15 protein-coding genes are annotated in these 19,388 nt (G+C 59.6%); 3 read left to right on the top strand and 12 right to left on the bottom strand.

The window, feature by feature from the left end:
- Positions 1 to 501: 501 nt before the first annotated feature.
- Positions 502 to 1,932: an aldehyde dehydrogenase family protein gene (locus FHR98_RS15385; protein ID WP_183417617.1), complete on the top strand. Its 1,431-nt coding sequence runs from the start codon at positions 502 to 504 to the stop codon at positions 1,930 to 1,932.
- A gap of 42 nt (positions 1,933 to 1,974) precedes the next feature.
- Here FHR98_RS15385 and FHR98_RS15380 read toward each other — a convergent pair whose 3' ends face one another.
- The 8 genes from FHR98_RS15380 to FHR98_RS15345 all read right to left on the bottom strand — a co-directional run bounded on the left by FHR98_RS15380 (position 1,975) and on the right by FHR98_RS15345 (position 11,805).
- Positions 1,975 to 2,634 carry an SPOR domain-containing protein gene (locus FHR98_RS15380; protein WP_183417616.1) on the bottom strand — a complete coding sequence of 220 codons (660 nt, stop codon included), beginning with the start codon at positions 2,632 to 2,634 and terminating at the stop codon, positions 1,975 to 1,977.
- Between the two features lie 107 nt (positions 2,635 to 2,741).
- Entirely contained in the window at positions 2,742 to 3,995 is a 1,254-nt protein-coding gene (locus tag FHR98_RS15375) for a DUF1302 family protein (RefSeq protein ID WP_183417615.1), read from the bottom strand.
- A gap of 112 nt (positions 3,996 to 4,107) precedes the next feature.
- Positions 4,108 to 7,308, bottom strand: a complete 3,201-nt coding sequence (locus FHR98_RS15370) for an outer membrane lipoprotein-sorting protein (RefSeq protein ID WP_183417614.1) — start codon at positions 7,306 to 7,308, stop codon at positions 4,108 to 4,110.
- Positions 7,309 to 7,379: 71 nt separating this feature from the next.
- Complete coding sequence (locus FHR98_RS15365) at positions 7,380 to 7,820, bottom strand: MarR family winged helix-turn-helix transcriptional regulator (RefSeq protein ID WP_183417613.1); 441 nt, start codon at positions 7,818 to 7,820, stop codon at positions 7,380 to 7,382.
- Between the two features lie 115 nt (positions 7,821 to 7,935).
- Positions 7,936 to 8,718, bottom strand: a complete 783-nt coding sequence (locus FHR98_RS15360) for a carbon-nitrogen hydrolase family protein (protein WP_183417612.1) — start codon at positions 8,716 to 8,718, stop codon at positions 7,936 to 7,938.
- A gap of 12 nt (positions 8,719 to 8,730) precedes the next feature.
- Entirely contained in the window at positions 8,731 to 9,882 is a 1,152-nt protein-coding gene (locus FHR98_RS15355) for a M24 family metallopeptidase (RefSeq protein ID WP_183417611.1), read from the bottom strand.
- Positions 9,883 to 9,926: 44 nt separating this feature from the next.
- Positions 9,927 to 11,315, bottom strand: coding sequence for an aldehyde dehydrogenase family protein (locus FHR98_RS15350; RefSeq protein WP_183417610.1), 1,389 nt, complete (start codon positions 11,313 to 11,315; stop codon positions 9,927 to 9,929).
- Between the two features lie 241 nt (positions 11,316 to 11,556).
- On the bottom strand, positions 11,557 to 11,805 hold the full coding sequence (locus tag FHR98_RS15345) for a hypothetical protein (protein WP_183417609.1): 249 nt from the start codon (positions 11,803 to 11,805) through the stop codon (positions 11,557 to 11,559).
- A gap of 190 nt (positions 11,806 to 11,995) precedes the next feature.
- Between FHR98_RS15345 and FHR98_RS15340 the strand changes: the two genes are divergently transcribed.
- Positions 11,996 to 12,796 carry a phytanoyl-CoA dioxygenase family protein gene (locus FHR98_RS15340; RefSeq protein WP_183417608.1) on the top strand — a complete coding sequence of 267 codons (801 nt, stop codon included), beginning with the start codon at positions 11,996 to 11,998 and terminating at the stop codon, positions 12,794 to 12,796.
- Positions 12,797 to 12,804: 8 nt separating this feature from the next.
- Positions 12,805 to 14,562 (top strand): cobalamin-dependent protein, encoded by a 1,758-nt coding sequence (locus tag FHR98_RS16815; protein WP_183417607.1) that lies wholly within the window; start codon positions 12,805 to 12,807, stop codon positions 14,560 to 14,562.
- Here FHR98_RS16815 and FHR98_RS15330 read toward each other — a convergent pair.
- The 4 genes from FHR98_RS15330 to FHR98_RS15315 form a co-directional block, all read right to left on the bottom strand.
- Entirely contained in the window at positions 14,536 to 15,195 is a 660-nt protein-coding gene (locus tag FHR98_RS15330) for a hypothetical protein (RefSeq protein ID WP_183417606.1), read from the bottom strand. The two genes, FHR98_RS16815 and FHR98_RS15330, sit on opposite strands and share 27 nt — an antisense overlap.
- Positions 15,196 to 15,288: 93 nt before the next feature.
- Positions 15,289 to 16,272, bottom strand: coding sequence for a hypothetical protein (locus tag FHR98_RS15325; protein WP_183417605.1), 984 nt, complete (start codon positions 16,270 to 16,272; stop codon positions 15,289 to 15,291).
- 54 nt (positions 16,273 to 16,326) lie between these two features.
- Positions 16,327 to 18,231: a hypothetical protein gene (locus FHR98_RS15320; RefSeq protein ID WP_183417604.1), complete on the bottom strand. Its 1,905-nt coding sequence runs from the start codon at positions 18,229 to 18,231 to the stop codon at positions 16,327 to 16,329.
- A 207-nt stretch (positions 18,232 to 18,438) separates the two neighbouring features.
- The gene (locus tag FHR98_RS15315) at positions 18,439 to 19,317 is read right to left on the bottom strand and encodes a TIGR01459 family HAD-type hydrolase (protein ID WP_183417603.1); all 879 of its coding nucleotides are present in this window, start codon (positions 19,315 to 19,317) and stop codon (positions 18,439 to 18,441) included.
- Positions 19,318 to 19,388: the final 71 nt, after the last annotated feature.

The following is a 19,388-nucleotide window of genomic DNA, read 5'->3' as shown; positions in this document are numbered from 1 at the left end:
GGTGGGGTGCAGGCGGTGGCTTGTAAGTTTACGGGAGCACAAGATGATGAAATCCCAGCAGAATCTGGCGTTTGACAAAACGCCTCTTCGCAGCGAGCGGAGAAACCGAAAATGCCTGAGGTGTCGTACAGAATTTAACAGCGAATGGGTTGGCGAAAGAATTTGTACCCGCTGTAAGTCGTCCAATGCTTGGCGTTCGGGCGTTCCGGTAACTTTCCGGCCGTCTGGGAAGTGATGGCTTCGTCGTGAAGGACCAATGCCATTTGTCGGCACCTCTTTGATGTTCAAGATTCTACAAGAGTCCGGAAAAGTGCAATCTCGGCCTGTAGCTCTTCCTGCCCTCTGGTTACCAGTGGGACTGATCGCTCGGTAACAAAGGCTGCAGATTCTAGTGTTCTCCCGATTCTTCGGCTGATACAAAGCGGCTCCGGGATTAGGCCTCTAAGCTGGCGGCGTGGATAGCGTCGAGGGCGCAAGTATCAGGAAGCGAAGGATGCAGGTATGATTAGCAAGCGCGAGTTCTTCATTGATGGAAGGTGGGTTGCTCCCGCCAGGCCCCACGATTTGGAGGTCATCAACCCCTCGAATGAGGAACCCTGCGCGGTGATCTCGTTGGGCGGACAGTCGGATACGGACGCGGCAGTGGCCGCCGCCCGGCGCGCCTTTGCGAGCTGGTCCATGACCGCGAGGGAAGAGCGCTTGGCCTTGGTCGAGCGGATTCTTGAACTCTATAATGCGCGAACCGAAGAGATGGCACAGGCCATAAGTTTGGAGATGGGGGCGCCGATTGAACTTGCGCGAACCCAACAGGCGCCGGCGGGAAGCTGGCACATAAAGAACTTCCTGCGTGCCGCTAAGACCTTTTCGTTTGAGCGGATGCTGGGCGACCATGCCCCCAATGATCGCATCCTTTATGAGCCGATTGGCGTGTGCGGCTTGATCACTCCCTGGAACTGGCCAATGAACCAAGTCACGCTAAAGGTCATTCCTGCGCTGTTGACGGGCTGCACGATGGTCTTGAAGCCTTCCGAAATCGCGCCGTTGTCGTCATTGCTTTTTGCCGAGATCGTGGCGCAGGCGGGCGCTCCAGCGGGTGTATTCAACCTCGTGAACGGCGACGGTCCGGGCGTTGGCACCCAGCTCTCGACCCACCCGGACGTCGACATGATATCCTTCACCGGGTCGGCGCGCGCCGGCACGGCAATATCCAAGAATGCAGCCGATACGCTCAAGCGTGTACATCTGGAACTAGGTGGCAAGGGCGCGAATATAGTCTTCCCCGATGCCGACGAGAAAGCGGTCAAGCGCGGGGCGCTGCATTGCTTCAATAACAGCGGTCAATCCTGCAATGCGCCGACCCGCATGCTCGTCCAGCGTGATCACTACGACCAAGCGGTGGAGATCGCGCGTGCCGTTGCCGACGCCATGCCTGTCGGTCCGTCCAATGAGCAAGGTCGGCACATGGGCCCTGTGGTCAGCCAGATGCAATTCGACAAGATTCAAGGCCTGATTCAGAAGGGCATCGACGAAGGGGCGCGGCTCGTAGCCGGAGGGCCCGGTCGACCGGAAGGTTTCAACCGCGGTTACTTCGTCCGTCCAACGGTGTTCGCCGATGTGTCCAACGATATGACCATTGCTCGTGAGGAAATCTTTGGCCCGGTGCTGTCGATCCTGCCGTTCGAGACCGAGGAGGAGGCGATTGCCATCGCCAACGACACGACCTATGGCCTGACCAACTACGTGCAGAGCCAGAACAGCGAAACGCGGCAGCGGGTCGCCAGACGTTTGCGCTCGGGCATGGTCGAGATGAACGGTCAGCCACGCGGCGCGGGAAGCCCCTTTGGCGGTATGAAGGCGTCGGGCAATGGACGTGAAGGCGGCGTTTGGGGGCTCGAAGACTTCCTTGAGGTAAAGGCTGTTAGCGGCTGGTGAGTTGGTCGCCGACCTGAGTGAGAGCAGCGCTGCCCCGTTCGTCTAGGGGGCGACGAAGCAGTCGACCCCCTGTGCCCGAAGCGTATCGCAGCGTTCGCCCGCCAAGGCCGCACTCATGAAAGGCCCGGCACGAAGTCGATGGAAGACGCCACGACCTTCGATATCCCTGGTGTCGATGATAATCTCCAGATCACCAAACAGGCCCGGAAATGTCTCGGCTAGGCGTTTACCCTCTGCCTGGGCGACATTTTGATCGCGATAGGCACCTAGCTGAAACCAGTAGCCGGAACGCGCCGACTGCGTGTTGGGGACAGGAGCAGGCGAGGGGCCGTTAGTGCTCGCAGCCTCGTTGTTTGGTGTTTGCTTTGCGGGCGCGGTCGTTGCCACCGGGGGCGCGGCTTTGGGTGCTTTCGCGGACAGTTGGTCAGCGATCTGGTTAGCCGTTGCAGCCCGATCAGGTTGTCCGGCGGCCATGTAAGCCTCGGCCAGCGCGCGCATTGCCTCTGCGGATTGAGGCGCTTTGCGAACGGCTGATTCGCAGAACACCACGGCGAGTTGTGCCTCGTTCCGATCCAAGGCTTGTCTGCATTGTTCCAGCACCAGTTGTTCATAGCTGGTCTGTGCGGCCAGCGGTGGGGCGATGGCAATAGTAAGCAGGCAAATCCAGGATACTTTTATCAGCCGTTGTATCCTGGATTGCATCCTTGCCTCAGCCCTGATTCCAAATACTTACGATTAGTTGCGCCGCCTACCGCGCACCCTTTGGATTCTAGCACCGGACCACCGATCTCGGTAGGCCTTGGTTGGCGTCAGAAGCCTAACTCGACCCCGAACGTCAAGCGGGTGGCGTCTTGAAATTGACCGAACAGGCCGGAACGGTCGCCATAAAAGAGGTCCGCGCCTAACTTGAGAATCACATCAGAGCGCCATTCGTAGTTTAGGTCTGCCTGTAAGACGCCGTCGCCATCATTGAGGCTTTGAATAATCAACAAGCTGGCGCGGCCGCGATCGTTCAGAAACTGCTGGTCCAAGCGTAATGTTGCTTGACTTTCAACGCGGTCTCGAAGGAATCCCGTATCATATTCCGTCAGTAAGCTTTGAAAGAACTGAGTACTGATGAGTAAATCGGCGTCCACGCTGTAATCGAGGGCAGCGACATATCCCAGTTCCCCGGACCGGGCGATTCCGTCGCTGTCATCCGGATCATTCGACAGGAAGAATCTGTCGGTTGAATAGCCGAGTTCGCCCCGCAATGTGAAATCACCAAAGGCATTGGCAAATGTTCCGCCGACCAGATGGGTTCGTTCGTATCGCGGTGTGATCGTGATACCTCCAGCGTCTCGCGTCTGATAGAGGACCGCTTGGTCGTGATGGTGGTAAAGATAATTGAGGGTCAGGTCCCATCCGCCCAGGAACGCGGACACCCGACCTCCGATATCCGAATCGGCGACTGTGCGGTTTGGTCGGTTTGGCGGTTCAACAGTTACCGGAACACCCGGTGGTGCTGCTGGAACGACCAGCGGCGAGGTGAAGGCGAATGTCCCGTTTGCTTGGGGCGGTTGGTCGTACGTTTGGTCGGGAATCCAGATAAACTGACTCGCGATAGGACCAACAGGCGCTTCGATACTCAGGGTCCACAACGGTATGCGCCGGTCTTCGAAATCCGGCAGGATGAACTCTCGAAAGTCAAAAGGATTGACGATGTCGAGGACGCGCAAACCATCGGCTTGCCCCCAGACCGTTTGCTGCTTTCCAACCCGGAGCAAGCTGTTTCCGATACTGGTGTCGAGATATAGCTCCCGAAGCTCCAAGTCGTCGTAATCGCCCGTGAAGTAACGGCGCGACAGAGGCGAGCGATTGTCGTTGAGCGACGTTGGTCGGCCTGGTTCGAGTTTGTCGATCGGGTCGAACCGCAGGTGACCCAGCGCGGTCAGGCGAAGATTATCGTTGAAGTCGACTGTTAGCTCGGGTTTCAAGATAAAGTCCCACTTCTGCAACTTCCCGTCGCTAAGTTCCACGGCGGCGGCGCTCTCAAAAAGCCCGCGTAGCTCGATCTGTTTCACGCCGGTCTCCTGGGCTAGCAGGGTTGTGGCCGAAACGGTCGTCATAACGCAGACTACGAGCAAGAGAACGTGCCGAGGATACGGAGCGGATGCCTGCAATCCCGGCATGTTGCTAGAACCCTCTCTTGAGCAGGCTTTGCTCAAATCGTTGGTCGGCAACGGGGGAACTGTAGTCGACGTTGGAGAAAGCGAAGTTCGTGCGATGGCCGGTCTTATGATTCACGGCCTGTATTCTCAAGGCTGTCCAAATGCCATCAATCTGTTCGACCTGCGGCAAGGTGATCGTTTTCAGATGATTGCCGTTGGTATCCCAAAACTCCGTCTTGCGTGACATCCAGATCGTCGGATCCACCCTCCAGAGCACGCGGCTGTAGCCCAGCTCTTTTGCCACGTCTTCATCGACAGGCAATCCTTCGACAACAATGGTCGGGCTGCCTGCGACATCCTCCCAGCCAACGCTTTTGAAGGCGTAGTCGGAGAGTTCCAGCTTATTTTCCTTCTTGATCTCCTCGTATGTGAAGTCGGTGCCCAGGAAGTAGTCACCGCGATTGGAAGCGGATATGCGCCGAACCTTTCTGAGCGCTGGCAGGTAAAGCCACTGATCGTCGTCCACCTCCGCGTCAGGGTAGTCGTAGGTCAGAAAGGCCGTTCCTTTGATGTTGGTTGGGTTGACGTAGAAAATGACCGTCCGCTTTTCGGCCCCGTAGTACTTTCGGAAGGCTTTGGTCTCCTGCACACGCGTCGTGCCGGAGCGATCCGTGAGTTCCATTCTCAGGTCACGCGTGACCCAAGGGCCTTCGTTTCGAGCGACGACCTGCTCCATGACTTTCGTTCCGTCGGGCAGTTCCTCGGCGGCGGCATGAAGTGCGAGCACGCTGGCGAGGCTGCCGACCAGAAGCAGCAATCCAGTGCGCGCGATCTTACTGCGTACCCAGGCCGCCTGGTCGCTCGAGGTCGGTTGCCTTCCGAGGAACGACGGCCTGGCAAGCTTTACGATTGCGGGAAGCAGAGTCATCGAGGCCAGGAAGGCTGTCGAAACCGCAACTGCGACGAGAGAGCCGAAGCGCACCAGGGGTGGTACGTCACTTGTGATCAGAATGGCAAACCCGAGGGCGACTGCGGCAAAGTTGTAGAATAGCGCGCGGCCCGTTTCCGGGTATAGCTTCAGCAACGTCTGATCGGTCAACCCCTCCGCCTGCACAAGGGTTTTCAAACGGTCCAGCGAGTGAATGGCGAAGTCGATGCCAAGGCCAATGGCGATAGAGGCGAACATGGATGTGCCTACACCCAACCAGACGCCGCCGAAACCCATCACGGCATAGACGATCAGGACCGCAAGGCCTATCGGCAATATGCAAATTGCCGCGGCTACGAGAGATCGGAACACGATGGCTGCCATGGCGGTCACCGCCAGCAGCGCCAGGAGGACGCTGCTGGCGTGGTTGTCGGCGATGTTCTTGATCCAGTGGTAATTGACGTTGATGCGCCCTGTCACCGTGCCGACAATGCCGGGTGAATTGAACGAGTCGGTTAGGTATGCCTCAACCGCGTTTACCAGCAAGCGGTTGCTCGAGTGGACGCCGGTGCTCACATTCGCGCGGACAAGGGCGTTCTGATAGTTGGAATCCACTTCCTCCTCGAAGTCGGTGGGATCGGCGGAGGCGGAATAAAGTAGGAAGAGTTGGGAAATGAGGAGGGGATCGTCCGGCACCACATAGAATTCTTTGCGGTTTTCGTTCACCGCCCGATTCATCTGCTTGATGTAATCGACCAGTGATGTCGTGCCGCCGACCTGTGGCAGGGTTTCCAGGAATCGTTGCAGCTGCTCAATTTTCCTTAGATTTTCGGGACGATGCAGGCCCTCCGGATTGGGTGTTTCAACGACGATATCAAGGTAATAGGTGCCGTCCATCGACCGGTTGATGGCCTTGTCCGCCTGATAGATTGGTTCCGAGGGATGGAAGTTTTCGATCTGCTGGTCTTCAACAATGACCCGTGCTGCCCCCAGGGCGCCAGCGACGGCGACTACAACGCCGAGTGCGACAACTCTTTTCGGATTAGCCAGGACCAAGCGACCGAAGGCCAACATGAGACGGCTGGCGAAATCGCCCTGCCGTTGGGCTGATTTTGGGCGGAAGGGCCGGCTTATGCGCTGGCTGGGCCAGAGCGTCAGCGCGGCCGGAAGAAACGTCATCGAATAGACCCAGGCCACCGCGACACCCAACGCACCGAATAGACCGAAGGCGCGCATGGGCGGCATGTCCGATGCCGCCGCCAGGGCGAGGAATCCCGCAATGGTCGTCAAGGTCGTCAGGGTCACCGGGCGCCACATTGCCGCCATGGCTCGGGTGACGATCTCGCGTTTGGGTGCTGTCGGCTGCGCCCGCTGTTCCTCGTAGTACTGGCTCAGGATGTGGATCGAATCTGCAACGGCGATGCCAATCAGATTAACGATCAAGGCGTTGGTGATCACATAGAAGCGCACGCCGAAGGCGGCCATCGTGCCGAATGTAAAGGCCGCCGTCGCCAGTACGATAATGTTTGGCAGCAGCGCGCCTCTCACGCTCAGGAAGGTCACCACGAGGACAAGAGTGATGATTAGGCCGGCGAGTGGATTCAGGCGCTGCGCGTCACGGTCTATGTAGGTCGCCAAGTAGCCCGCGACGGCTCCTTCGCCTGCTACATAGACCTGATCTAAACCACCGAGAGGAGCGTCATCAAGAAGGTTAAGGATGACATCATAGGTTTCCTGGGCCTGCTCCTCATCGACCAATTCCACGACAATGAGCGTGGCCGTGCCATCTCGGGCGACAAGGTTTCCCCGATACAACGGGAAATCGTCAATGGCCGCACGAATCTCATCGGCGCGCGCTTGTGTTCCAAGAGGAGCGGCGAATCCTTCCGCATCTTCCTCGAAAAAATCCTCGACCAGCATCCCGTCGTCGGTGCCGACGATGTTACTCTCAGTCGCGATGCTAAACACCCTTTCGGGATCGACATTCGCGGTGCCTTCTATTTTCTCGGTGAGCCATGCCACCAGTTCAAGACTGGTGGGGTTGAAAACCCCGGTTTCTCCACGGTTGACCACAGCCAGCACGATAGGATCGCGCAAGCCGAAGGTTTCCTTGACTTTGTTTCGATAGATTAGCGCCGGGTTCTGTGGGTCAATGAAAGCATCGGCCCCGGTATCCTTGACGATCTTGGGAACGAACGCGCCCGCGGCAGCGATCGCCAGGAAGCTGAAAACAAGGATCGGCCACCGGAACCCAGTGATATGCCAGAATGTTTTTTGCAGGGTGCTTATCCGGGTCATTCGATCGTTCCTCACTTGTATCTACACATATCGAGATGTAACTACACATGTAGGCTTACAGCAGAACTGGCTTATGCGGTTGAGATAATCTCCGACAACAGTGCCTTTGCCTCGATCCAGCGGCCCTTGCCCAATTTGCGTACAAGTTGATCCTGGGCTTGTCGCCAAACAGGCAGGGCGGCGGCCAGTTTCTCCTCACCCAACGGTGTCAATTGCATGCTACGGGCCCGGCGATAGCCTTCAGGCCCAATGGTCGCCAGCCCCTGCTTCTCAAGCAGTTGCAGATTGCGTGTCAGCGTCGTGCGTTCCATGGCAAGCGATTCGGCGAGTTCGGATATCGAATCAGGGATGCCGTGTTTGATCGCGACCAACAGCGTAAACTGCGTGACCTTTAGGCCCAGAGGCCGTAGGGCCTCATCGTAGGTGCGGGTCACCTTACGGGCGGCCATACGGGTCCGCAACACGGCGCATTCCTGCTCGACCACCGCCACCGTCACTTCTTCCTTGGTCATTCGCTCGTCCTCTTTTATAGAAAATGTATCTACACATGTTATCTGATTTGTCAAGGAACGGCCGCGTTGTTGCTTCCCACTTTGGGAGCTATGCGTCCAACGGATTGGCAGCGTTCTAGAGTTGAAGGTTTGCCTGATCGGTAAGATATGCCAGACGCTTGCGGGCCCTTTCGACGGCATCCCTTTCCAAGTCGGCGAAAATGAGAGCAGGGCTATGTTTCGCGGTTGCGAGCTCCAACCCGTCGGGCCCGACAATCCGGCTGCCTCCAAAGTAGCGAAGATCTTTCTCTATGCCCGCGAAGTTGGCATAGGCCAGATAGATGCCGTTCTCGAAGGCGCGGGCCGGTATGACTTTCTCGGCGACCACCGACCATTCCTCTGCAAGTGCGGTGGGCGCCAGGATAAGCTCTGCGCCGGCCAGCGCTGCGGCGCGCGCGGTTTCGGGAAACTCAACGTCGTAACAGATCAACATAGCCACACGCCAACCCGCGAAAGTGCAAAGCGTCAAGCCGTGGTGGCTGTCGAAATAGAGCTTTTCATAAGCGCTCGGGAGGGCAAGCTTGCGGTGATTGGCAAGCAGATTGCCCTCGGCATCGACCAAGGCGACTGCATTGTAGAGCCTATCTCCGGCAGCTTCGGGATACCCGTAGGCGACCGCGACGCCCCAGCGCCGGGTTAGCTCTTGGACGCCTCGAAAAAAGGGGCCGTCGCTGGGCTCCGCGCGGTCGCGTATCGCCGCGCCCGCATTATAGCCGCACAGATAGAGTTCCGGACAAAGCAGTAGTTGCGTTTCTGTTTGAGCAGCCTGCTCGATTGCCGATTCGAGGCGTTCCAACTTTCGGGCCGGCGCATCGTAAGCCGCATCGGGTTGTAATACTGCGATCCGAAGGTTGTGCATGATCATCGGGCCTCAGACAACCAGTAGGCGGCGGGGGTAGTCGGTCAGGTAATCGCAGCCCGTTTCCGTCACGACCACGGAATCGCCAATGCGGCCCCCGCATGACCCATCGACGGAAATGCCGCCATCGACGGCGAAGGTCATGCCCGGTCGAAGGATTGTCTTGTCGCCTTCCTTCAACTCCGGGGCTTCCAGATAAGCCACCCCGATCGATCGCCCTGTGCGGTAACCGGTTTTATAGCCCCGCTGCCGGTAGACCTCGTTGGCTGCGAAAGCGATCTCCTCGGCAAGGACGCCGGGGCGGATTGCGGCGATGGCGGCCTGCTGTGCATCGATTGCGGCCTGTTGGACCCGTGCGGCCTCATCGCCCACCTCGCCAATGTGGAACATGCGGTCGAAGCCCAGCTTGTATTGTTTGAACTGGGCCATGTTGCAAAAACAGAAGTAGACCGGGTCGCCGCGGCGGTAGGTCTTTACGCTGGCGCGACGATGAACCATAGAGGTATCGCTACCGCTCTGCAGTATCTGCAGATTGTGGATCATCGGCGACACAAAGGCCTCCCAGCCCTTGGCAGTCAAAAACCCTGCGGCTGCGCGTGTCCCGGCGTTAATGACCGCCAGCGCGGACTCATACTCGGGCAAGCCTTCCTTCAGGGACCCTTCCGCCGCACGCATCATGTCTCCGGCGATACGGCCCGCCTGTCGCATGACGTCGATTTCCTCCGGTGCCTTGATCATGCGCTGTGCGCCCAGAATCTGAGAGATATCGTGCAAGGGCACACTGGGATAACGTTCGTCAAGGAAGGCGCGCACGACTGCTGGCAGGCTCATGCTCTCGACCCAAATTTTCTCCGGTGCGCTACCAAGGGTCTCGTTGAGCACCCGGGTCCAGTTGTTTTGGCCAAAATCCTCCCATGGCCGGATGTCGCTTACCCAAGTCATGGCCGAGACCATTTCGCTTTCCATCAGTGGCGTGATCACCGTGGGTTCGCCTTCGGGACGCAGGATCAGGAAAGTCGGACGGCCAAACTCGATACCCAAGTACCCCCAGAACCCCGCCAGATAGGCTATGGAGCTTTCATCGGTGAAAAGGGCGAGATTGATACCTGCTTCCTTCATGCGGCTTTGCAGTTCAACCGTCCGGCGTTTCGCGTGGTCAAGCATCCGCTATCCCTCCTGTTTCGCGCGGGGGCGGGATCGCAGTCACATTACGCGCTGCGTTTCCTCAGGTGATAGGATTTAGGCCGGGTTAGATTGTGGTAGCCAATCTCCGACAAGGCTCCGCCACGGCCGGTGTTTTTGCAACCTGTCCAGCAGAGCGCAGGGTCCAGATAGTCTGCCCGGTTCATCATCACGGTGCCGGTTTCGATCCTTGCCCCGATGCGCGCGGCGCGAACCGGGTCACTGGTCCAGAGCGACGCCGTAAGACCGAACTCACAGTCGTTCATCAGGGCTATGGCTTCCTCATCGTCTCTGACCCTCATGATCCCAACAACCGGGCCGAAGCTCTCGTCACGCATCACGCGCATGTCGTGAGTGACGTTCACCAGGACTTGAGGCATCAGATAGGTGCCGCCATCGTCCTCAGGAAAAAGCGTCGGGTCGACCAATGGCGTTGCTCCGGCCGCTATGGCCTCCGCCGTCTGCGCGCGAACCTCGGATGCGAAGCGCGCGTTGGCCATCGGCCCCAGGGTGGTTTCCTGCACCAGGGGATTGCCGAGTTTCAACTTCCTGGCCCAGGCCGCGGCCTTTTCGACGAAGGCATCATAAAGTGTATCGGTGACGTAGATGCGTTCGATACCACAGCAACACTGCCCTGCGTTGTAGAGCGCGCCATCCATCAAGACGTCGACGGCCCAGTCGAGGTTTGCGTCTTCCATGACATAGCCGGGATCCTTGCCGCCAAGTTCCAATCCCAGACCGGTGAAAGTACCCGCAGCAGCGCGCTCGATCGCGCGGCCGCCGCCGACGGAGCCGGTGAAGTTGATAAAGTTGAAGCTCCCCGCGGCAATCAGTGCTTCGGTTCCTTCGTGGTCAAGGAAAAGGTTGATGAAGAGGTCGTCCGGGAACCCGGATTCGGCAAAGGCACGGACGATCCGCTCTCCCACCAGCAACGTCTGGGTCGCATGCTTCAAGACGACGGCGTTTCCAGCGATCAGTGCGGGGACAATAGTATTGATGGCGGTTAGGTAGGGATAATTCCAAGGCGCGATGACCAATACGACCCCTTGCGGCTCCCGCTCAATCCTCCGTTCGAAGGTCTCGGATTCCTCGACGACCATGGGCGCCAGCGCGCGGGCCGCGATCTTCGCCATGTAGTCGGCTCGCTCGTTCACGCCACCGAACTCACCGCCATAACGCACCGGACGCCCCATCATATGGGCCAGTTCCGGGACGACCTCGTCGGACATGCTGTTCAATTGGCGAACCCCTGCCTGCACCAAGGCGATACGTTCCTCAAGCGGCCGTCCGGCCCAAGCTTTCTGGGCGGCGCGCGCGCGGGCAACGGACGCGGCGGCCTCTGCCGGTGAGGCGACGGGACGCTCCGCAAAAACCGAACCGTCGATCGGCGAGATGCATTTCAGGGTCTTGCTCATTGTCTTATGATTCCCGCTGTTGATGCTGTAATCCCGGGCGCTGGACGTGGAAGAAGGTCCGCGCACTTCTCCGCAGCCTATGCCGGATTGCGGGCTGGCGGCAAGGTAGGCTGCGGTGGCGCGCTGCGGTTAATTAGGCCGTCTCCTCATCGTCCAGCAGGAAGGCTTCGAACTGAAAAGGCTTGGTGGCGATAGCGCGCCAGTTCTGCACGACCTCCGGGTCGAAAACGGTCAGGAAGTGCTACCACCACTCAATCTCTTCGGTAACATCATCGAGCCATTGCGCATCGAGGTCTTCGTTATGGTGCCGAATTTCCTTGGTGCAGCGCTTCGCCAGCACCCGTGCCGTGTGCTTGAAGGCAGCGCATTTGTCGAAGAAGACCTTCGTGGTTCGCGCAAATTCCGCCCGCTCTTCCGGCGGCAGAGGGCGCCCTTTCCGGATTGAGGATATCAAGCGGGTGATTTGCTCTTTGGTAAAACGTTCATCCATTCGCTTTTCCAGCTACCAGAGTGGATCGGAAAATAGAGTAACGTTTCAAATGTTTCGCCAATGTAGTGATTTGTCGTGCAGTGAGGACATGCCAGCCGTCAGATTTAGATCCTTCATGGTGCCAGGTTGGCGGGTTATCCTCGGGGTCAGATAGTGTGGGAAAGCGCAATTGCAGGGAGTATCGGTGGCAATGGCTCTGAGTGATTCTGAGATGGAGACTTACAACAGGGATGGACTCGTAATTCCGAACTTCCGGTTATCCGAAGAAGCTCTTTTGCGCATCGGCGGGGCCTACGACCGCCTCTTGGAATCCCATAAGGATGATCCGAAATTTTCGCCCGATTTTATTCTGGGTCCTCACTTGCAGTCCGGTGGGTACGGCGTCAAAGGCGACCCCGAGTGGCTGCGCATCGCCACGCGGCCGGAGATACTGGACATGGTCGAACAGGTCATGGGCCCGGATATCATCCTTTGGGGCGTTACGATCTTTGGTAAACCGGCTGGGCAGGGTAAAGCCACGCCCTGGCATCAAGACGGCGACTACTACCCCATCGAGCCGCTGGAGACCTGCACGGTTTGGATATCCCTGGACGGGTCTTATCCGGAAAACGGCTGTATGCGCTTCATTCCCGGATCGCATCGGGAACGGAAGGTCTTCAAGCATCACTGGGAAGAACGACCGGACTACACACTGGCGCAGGTCATTGACGAGGATCAGGTGGACCTAGCTTCTGCCCGCGACATCGTCTTGGAGCCGGGGCAGGTTTCCCTGCACGATGTCTATCTGGTGCACGGCTCCAATGCGAACACCTCCGATCGTCGTCGCATGGGCCTGGTCCTACGCTTCATGCCGGGCAGTTCCTATTACAATCACGCCGGCGGCCAGTCGACCGAGCAGGCGGGATCGGCGCACGGCTACTCCAAGCGCGCTCTCTTTCTGGTGCGCGGCGAGGACCGCACGGGCCGCAACGACTTCACGCTTGGGCATTGAGCTGTCCGGTGCTTGATCCAGTCACCAACCCTCTGTTCGGCGACGGCTTACCCTCCGGCAAGGTAGCGCTGGAGTCAGGCCGAAAGCGCAGCCGAGAAGTTCAAGTGGGCGCCAGTGCCTTCCTCGATCACTATGGAGTCGATTGCGAGATAACCTATAAGCGCCAGGCAATTGCCGAGGGGCGCATCATGCAACATGCGCAGATCGGCTTCCGTGACCCGGCATTGAGCCGAGAGGCTTGGACCGCGATTGCGCGTGCGGTCGAAGCCGAAGGAGGACGGATCGACCGGTATGGCATTTGTCTCGATTGGTCGATGGGTTACCCGCTTGCCGAGCGCACGCATCGCGGCAAGGGCACAGGGCTGATACTGGAGGGTGCCGAGGCCTTTCGCGCCTTGACGGCGGCTGGTCCCGTTGCACCCCACTTCGGTGATTTCGTGATTGGGCTTCCCGCTGCGCTGGAGAACACCGCGTTCGCCTTGCAGGCCGGGGCGACGGCTATCGGTAACTTGGGTCAGTATTTTACCTTCCGCATGCCCGGTTGTACTGAGGATGTAGCGACCACCCAGGCGACCGTCGAAGCTTTGGCGCTCTGCGCCGCTCAACCTGTCCCAATCCTGATTCATTCCAATCTGGACGACGGCTTTGCCGCGCTCTTCACGGACCTGGCCTGCGCCTTCGGGGCGGTACTGCTGGAACGCTACATTGTCGAGGACCTGATCGGCGGTGTTATCGGTCACTGCTACGGTCATACTTTTTCCGATCCCCTGGCGCGTCTGGCCTTTCAAAGGGCGCTGGCGTGGGATCGCGACATTCCCGGCACGATGGTCTACGGCAACACGACGCTTTACCGCGAGGCCGTACCCGCTGCGATCAATCAGGCGAAGCTCGGCAGTTACCTGACGATTGATATGGTGGCTCAGGTCTTGCTGCCCAGCGGGCACGCGGTGACGCCCATACCCGTAACCGAAGCCGATCGCATTCCCGACATCGGCGAGGTGATCGACGCGCAACTTCATGCCGTCGGATTGGCGCCGCGCGCTGCCGCCCTCGCAGATCTATTCGATATTGCCGCCGCCGAGGCGCAAACGGCTTTACTGCTGGAGGCGGGCGGTCGATTCAAGCAGCGTGTTCTCGACGGGCTTCAAACCGCCGGTGTTGCCATCGACGATCCTTTGCACCTGTTGTTGGCACTCCGCCGGATTGGTGCGCGTCGCTTGGAGGAACTTTACGGCCCGGGTGAGGCGGATCCGGCGGTGTTGCGCGGCAGGCGGCCGGTGATCGAGGCTTCCCCGGTGCGTGAGTTGCGCGATCAGGCGGAGGCCGTGACGGCCTGTCTCAGCGATACCGAGCGGGACGCGCTTTCAGCGGCGAATCTGTGTGTCTGCATCGCCTCCAGCGATGTGCATGAGTACGGCAAGATGCTGTTGGCCGAGACGCTCCGGCGCAGCGGAATTCGGACCTCGGACGCCGGTGTGCATGCCGAGCCGGAGGCACTGGCCGCGCTTGCGGCGAAGGAAGGCGCGAGTGCGTTGGCCATCAGCACCTACAATGGTGTGGCGCTTGATTATCTGCGCAGCGTGAAGGCGGCATTTGAGGCCGCCGGGCTCTCGATTCCCATCTTTATCGGCGGCAAGCTGAATCAGATTCCCAAGGATAGCAATTCGGCCTTGCCGCAGGATGTGAGCGGCCAGCTCCGGACCCTGGGCGCCGTCCCCTGCCGACGGGTGGAGGACATGCTACGGACGTTGGCCAAGGGACTCTGATAGCGGATTGGGACCGCCCGCTGCCAACCTTGTTGGCGAGCCGGAAATCAGCCAGCGTGGTTCCTGGAGAAGAAAAAAGACAGGCTGCAAGGTTGGGTCGGTGATCTGGAAGGTGAATTGAGCGGCCGCGCCGGAATCGACACCGCCGTCGATAAAGCTGATCCGGTCAAGCGGTTCGTCGAGTTGGTGCCAGATATTGAAGCTGTCGGATTCAAGCTTGCGTTCCGAACCTGCCATTTGCCCAAACGAGAGACCGTCGCCATAGGGGCTGGGTGTGTTCTCCTCCTCACGCAGTTCCATATCGAATGCCGACCATGCGCGCTCCGTCCGGTTGATGACGACCTTGATCACTGACAGGTTCAAAGTTGAAGTCATACCGGATTTGCCCCTGTGCAAATCCAGCGTGTCACTGTCTGCGCGAATCACCAGGAGTACCGGTCCAAAGTCGGTTATCTCCTCGACAATCACCAGGGGGTCCAGCTTGTGTCCGCTTCCCGATACGGACAGCAAATTGAAACCGCCGCGTTCGTCGCTGAAGGTGAAGCCGGCGGCGCGAAAGCTTTCGCCTGCTGTACCCCTACCCGACGAGAGGAGGCCGCAAAACAGGAGCGTCATGACGGCAAGGCTTCTCATGGAATGCCCCCCGGTTTGGTTGCGCCATGCGGGCGCCTTTCTGTCCACCGGTTACTATGCACCGCGATGCCGCCTGCTGCCAGAGGCGTCGGTTCAAGGATCGATCATGTTTCTGTTGAGGAGTGTTTGGACGAAGGTCCATTCGTCGAGGCCGGGGGTGATGGCCGGGTGGTAAAGCAGCTTGAGGGCGGCTAGAGCCTTAGCCTGTTCCTCCGGGGTTACGGGGCCCTCCTTAAAGAAGAATGCCTCGGTCGGGTGCAGCCCCAGCGTCACCATCAGCGCGCGAAACAGGCAGTGTTCCACCGTCGGCTCCCCCAGGCGATGAAAGATGCCTATGCGGCCCTGATGCACCCGGTATTTTTCGGCGGGCGGCATTTCACCCTCTCCAGTCCAGGCATTCTCCGTGGCATGGAACGCTGGATGGGCGCTGCAGCCCTGCGCAACCATGCGCTCGCCGATCTTGCCCGACAGGAACGGATTCCAGGCGCCGCCGCGATGTTTTGGCTTCCACTCCTTCAAGGCGGAATAGACGCTGATCTCCGCATTGGTTTCGGGGTCCCCAGGCGGCGTATCGTCACCGATTGCCAGATAAGCTTCGGGCAGTGCAGGTACCGCTTCGCGGATATGGCTGTAGAAGTCCAGCACATAGGTGTTGCCAAATTCACCACTACCGGCTCCCCAAATCCCTACCGGTCGCCCATCGAAGCGCCGAGTGACGAGGCCAAACCGCTCCGGGTCGGTGAGGGGAATGTCGTCTTCTGTTCCCTCTTGAAAGAAGAAGCGCTTGAGATCGGCGCGGGTCAGGCGGGGCAGTGTCTGCACCCTGCCTGACCCGCTAGAGGTCTCTGCCCCAGAACCCTCAGGTCCCAAAACCTCAGGTCCCAGTATCGCGGGCCAGGGTGCAACCGGGGCCGGGGCCGGGTCGATCTCATCGGGCGGCAGGTAGCTGCCGTAACCATCGTCGGTGAAGTGCCTCCAGAAAAAGGGGATGTCATCGATGGTCACAAGGAACATGATGAAGAGCGTGCGGTAGATTCCCTTGCGGGTGGGGCGAAATATCTCCCAGAACAGGTGCATTCTAGCATTCCTACAAAAATACTATTTTCTTTGCAACTGGAGAGAGATGAGAACTTACTTCTTATTGATGATGATCTCCACCAGATCAGGAGAGACGCTGAGGATCTGTCCCAAGAGCTCCAGGTCCTCTAGATTACCCACGACGTCGATCGCCTTTTGTGGGTCCTCGCGCAGCAAACGCGGCAGGTCGTCCAGGCTGCCATCCGCCAGCATCTGCTGCAGGCCAGCGACCGTCCCATCGGTCAGCCCGCCGAAAACAGCCCCCTTTGCAAAACCGCCAGCGGCTCTCGTCACCATCCGTGGAACATTGGGAAAGGCCTTCGCACCCTCTAGCGCCCCGGTTGCTACACCGCCGATCAAACTCCCCTCTTTTATCGCCTCGCCGACCTGGAAGACCTGATCCAATACCTCCCGGCCATTGCGGGCCTCCACCAAGGCCGCCAAGCCGTGGCCGACTTCCAGTTGGATCAAGGTCTTGGACTTCTCCGTCAGGGTCTCCTGCGCTGTTGCGGCTTCTTTTGCAGCATCGCTTTGCTGGTCTTTCAGTTCGCGCAGTTCCTGACGTTCGCCCGCAGTCAGGGTCCCGTCAAACTTCTTCTGTCCCAAGGCGGCGATGGGTGCGGCCAGAGTATCTAGCGCCGCATTCTTCTCCTCCAGCGTTTTGGCCAGCTTGGGAAGGTCTGAGGCATCCTCACTTCGCTTGTTATAAAAGCCCTTTGCCGCGTCATTCAATTCTCCCCTGGTTTCGGCCTGCTGGCGTAACTCGCCCAGCCGCCCGGCGGCTTCTCCAGCCTTTGCCGGATCGCCGAAGGACGATTGTTCCAGGGTCCGCGCACCGGCGGCCACAAGCCCCTTGTTGAACTGCTCGTGGATCGGATCCTCTGCACCAAAAGCCGTTCTGGCCTGGGCCTGAGCCTCCTTCACGGAAGTATCACCCGTTTCAAACTGTTTCAGAATGTCGTCCCGAGCCATTACCCGGGCCTTACCCAGGTTGCGTTGAGCCTCCTCAATGTCCTTCGCTACGGCCTGTTGACGTTGGGGTCGCGTCGCAGGGTCGTCACGCTCCTCAGCCGACTGTTCCAGGATCGCGCGTTGGCGCTGGCGTTGGCGCTCCAAATCGGCCTGCGCCCGCTCTACGTCTTCGAGGTTACGGCGGGTTGCATCGTTGAAAGGTTGCAGGTTGCTCTCGCGTTCTCGCGCATCGGCCTGGGCTGGTGCCTCGTTGCGTGTGGCATCAAAGTCAGGGGACGATGACCGCGACGGCACGGAGGTTTCGCGGATTTGCTTCTCGCGGGCGAAGTCGGTTTCCATCTCGCCCAGGTCTTCCTCCATGATGGCCAGACCCTTGCGCTCCAGTCCGTCGTTGGAGGCCGCCCTGCGGCTGCGCAAGGCCGTCATGCCTTCGTCCAGGTGCTTGCCGGTGGCCGCGAACTCCGCCTCGTCGGTCTGGCTCAGCCCTTGCCGGAAGGCGGTCTTGCGGGCCAGGCGTTCGCGGCTGTTCGGGGTAAAGCGCGCGCCGGCGTCCTTGGCCAGGCCCGAGAGGATACCCCGCTGCGCGCCGCCCTCCCGCAGGCCCCGGCCCGGCGTCAGGTTAAGCGGGTTGCTGGAGCGCTCCTGACCCTCACCCTGAGGAGAGGCCGGATCGAAAAGCAAAGCCCCGCGGGGCCCGAAGGCAAAGCCGTCACGGGCCAGCGCCCGGCGCTGCTCTTCGCCGATGCGGTCCTGGGGCGCGCGGGCCTTGTCCAGCAACTGGCGGTTCATCTTGAGGGACAGATCGGCAGGGCTACCCTGTTCCGCACCCAGAGCGTCGCCGCGCTCGAGCGCCTGCATGACCTCGGGCGCGCGGCCCCGCGTGCCATCCGCCCGCTTGGGCTGCGCCAGCGCCTGGCCCAGGGTCTTCTCAGCCCGCTGCCGGCGCGTCTCCTCCTCCGCCATGAAGGCGGCCAGAAACTCTTTCATAGTCATACGATCCTTGTCGCTTGTCGGGGAAAGGCCGCAGTCCCAGCAGCCCGCATGGTATTACGGCCGACAAACTACAAGAAACAACGACAACAAAACCACAAGAAAAGTGTATTAACTTGTCACATCAACAACCACCCGCCCGAAAGCAGGGCAGGGAGAGCGGGTCGACAGTGTTGCTGCTGGAAAGGCTAGAGGCTCTGTAGATTACCAGCGCAGCCAGTCCTGGGCGTAGGTCGGATACAAGCCTTGCGAGGCACAAAAATCAGACAGCGCAGTGGGGGAGGGCGTCTTATCAGGCGTCAGGTCGAGCGCCTGCGCATGGATGCCCGATAGAATCCAGAGCGAGTCGAGTCCCGCGACCTGGGCTCCGGCGACATCCGTGCGCAGCGTATCACCGATGCAAAGAATGGGGTCGCCAGGTGCAAGGCCGAGCAAGCCCAGCGCGCGTTCATAGATGTCGGGGTGCGGCTTGCCGTGGTAACGAACTTCACCACCCAAGGTTTCGTAGTAGGCGGCCACCGCGCCGGCGCAGATTTCCCGCGTTGAACCGCGCAGGACCTCCAGGTCCGGGTTGGCGCAGATCATCGGCAAATTCAATGCGGCGCATCGCTGGGTGACCGCGGCGAACCGTTCTAGGGAATCCTCTGGCATGTGCGCGCCGGTGTGCAACACAAAGTCCGCTTCCTCAGGCGCTTCGACGAAACTGAGGTCCAGGCCCGCGCGCATTCCCGGATCCTGATCGGGCCCCATGTGAAAGCAGCGATTACCCAGGTTCACATACCAGGAATCCGGCCTCTCTTTCAGGTGCCGCCAGGTTTCCTCGCCCGAAGACAGGAGTTCGTCGTACACACTGCCATCAATGCCCATGGCCGCGCAGCTTTCCCGCACGGCGCAATTGCGGCGCGGGGCGTTGGAGAGGATCAAGAGTTTCCCGCCACCAGCGCGGTAGCGCCGCGCCGCCTCGACGGCTCCTGGAAGCGCCGCAACACCATTGTGCAGCACACCGAACAGATCGACGATCAGGCCCTTGTAACGCTTGGCCAAGGGCTCAAAGCCGGTCATCAGTGGAATGTTGCTGTTCATACAGGGATCCCGATACTCGGATGGCGAGGCAAGGTGGAGAGGAATTAGCCCGGAAGCGCCTAGGCCTCAAG

It is taken from the genome of Limibacillus halophilus (genome assembly GCF_014191775.1).
Classification (GTDB): domain Bacteria; phylum Pseudomonadota; class Alphaproteobacteria; order Kiloniellales; family CECT-8803; genus Limibacillus; species Limibacillus halophilus.
Note: the sequence above shows the minus strand (reverse complement) of the source record. Positions and strands in the feature narration are given on the sequence as shown.